The 1,156-nt window shown below is 72.6% G+C and carries 2 protein-coding genes; both read left to right on the top strand.

Features of this window, described 5'->3' with window-relative positions; genetic code table 11:
- Positions 1 to 560: sulfate adenylyltransferase subunit CysD (gene cysD, locus ACFWJO_RS40270; RefSeq protein ID WP_386873316.1), on the top strand; the 560-nt coding region annotated here is incomplete at its 5' end.
- Positions 560 to 1,156 (top strand): GTP-binding protein (locus ACFWJO_RS40275; RefSeq protein ID WP_386873318.1); only part of this gene is annotated, 597 nt, incomplete at its 3' end. The genes cysD and ACFWJO_RS40275, both read left to right, overlap by 1 nt.

A 1,156-nucleotide genomic window follows, 5' to 3' on the forward strand; every position in this document is an offset into this window, starting at 1 on the left:
CCCCCCTGCTGGACACGATCCGGACCAACCGGTTCGACGCCGTCTTCGGGGGAGGCCGCCGTGACGAGGACAAGGCGCGGGCCAAGGAGCGGATCATCAGCCTGCGGGACGCGTTCGGCCAGTGGGACCCGCGCAACCAGCGCCCCGAGCTGTGGAACCTCTACAACGGCCGTCACACCCCCGGCCAGCACGTCCGCGCGTTCCCCATCAGCAACTGGACCGAGCTGGACGTGTGGCGGTACATCGCCCGCGAGGGCATCGAGCTGCCCTCCATCTACTACGCGCACGAGCGGGAGGTCTTCCGCCGCGACGGCATGTGGCGCGCCGTGGGGGAGCACTCCCGCCCGGCCGAGGGCGAGGAGGTCACCACGCGGACGGTGCGCTACCGCACGGTGGGCGACATGTCCTGCACCGGCGCCGTCCTCTCGGAGGCCGCCACCGTCGAGGACGTCGTGCTCGAGGTCGCCGCCTCCACCCTGACCGAACGCGGGGCCACCCGCGCCGACGACCGCATCTCCGAGGCGGCCATGGAAGATCGCAAGAAGGACGGGTACTTCTGATGAGCACCGCACTGCTGGACCGGCGCGCCCCCGCCGGGACCCTGTTCCGCCTGGCCACGGCCGGCTCGGTCGACGACGGCAAGTCCACCCTCGTGGGCCGCCTCCTGCACGACTCCAAGGCCGTCCTGGCCGACCAGCTCGAGGCCGTGGCCCGCACTTCCGCCGAGCGGGGCTTCGGCGGCGCCGAGGGCGGGCTGGACCTGGCGCTGCTGACCGACGGCCTGCGCGCCGAGCGGGAGCAGGGGATCACGATCGACGTCGCGTACCGGTACTTCGCCACGGACCGGCGCACCTTCGTGCTGGCCGACTGCCCCGGGCACGTGCAGTACACCCGGAACACCGTCACGGGCGCCTCGACGGCCGACGCCGTCGTGCTGCTCGTGGACGCCCGCAAGGGCGTGGTGGAGCAGACCCGACGCCACCTCAGCGTGGTGGCCCTGCTGCGGGTGCCGCACGTGATCGTCGCGGTCAACAAGATCGATCTCGTGGACTACGCCGAGGAGGTCTTCACCGCGATCGCCGAGGACGTGCGGCGCGTGGCCCGGGAGCTCGGCCTCTCCGACGCGGTGAGCGTCCCGGTGTCCGCCCTGCAGGGC

Origin of the sequence: Streptomyces sp. NPDC127092 (assembly GCF_042722475.1) — a bacterium.
GTDB lineage: Bacteria > Actinomycetota > Actinomycetes > Streptomycetales > Streptomycetaceae > Streptomyces.